Annotated in this window: 1 protein-coding gene; it reads left to right on the forward strand. The window is 52.9% G+C overall.

Translation table 11 applies throughout. From position 1 onward, the window contains the following. Positions 1–382: class I SAM-dependent methyltransferase (locus tag I6F36_RS39170; protein ID WP_225173315.1), on the forward strand; the 382-nt coding region annotated here is incomplete at its 5' end. Positions 383–408: the final 26 nt, after the last annotated feature.

Raw genomic sequence — 408 nt, forward strand, 5'->3', positions numbered from 1 at the left:
CCGCTATTCCGAAGGCTTAGAAATCATTAACAGCAAATTTGGGCCCGAGATCGCTGAAGGTCGCGTTGTGATCTGCCAGGGCACGTCGCTCGATATGCTGTCGCAGTTCGATGATGAGACCTTCGACTGGATCTACATCGATACCGATCACTCATTTGCGCTGACGTGGGACGAGCTGGTGCTGGCGGATCGCAAAGTGAAGCAGGATGGCCGCATTGCCGGGCACGATTTCTGTACTGGAAACACGGTCAAACCCGTCGTCTATGGGGTTGTCGAGGCGGTCAATAAATTCTGTGTCGAATATGGCTGGCGCTTCGAATTTCTGACACTCGAACCAGATGCGCACTTTTCGTACTGCCTCAAGCGTATCGGCACATCGTGATAGGCGTCAGCAGCTTAGGTATCGAT

It is taken from the genome of Bradyrhizobium sp. BRP19 (assembly GCF_020194195.1).
Taxonomy (GTDB): Bacteria; Pseudomonadota; Alphaproteobacteria; order Rhizobiales; family Xanthobacteraceae; genus Bradyrhizobium; species Bradyrhizobium yuanmingense.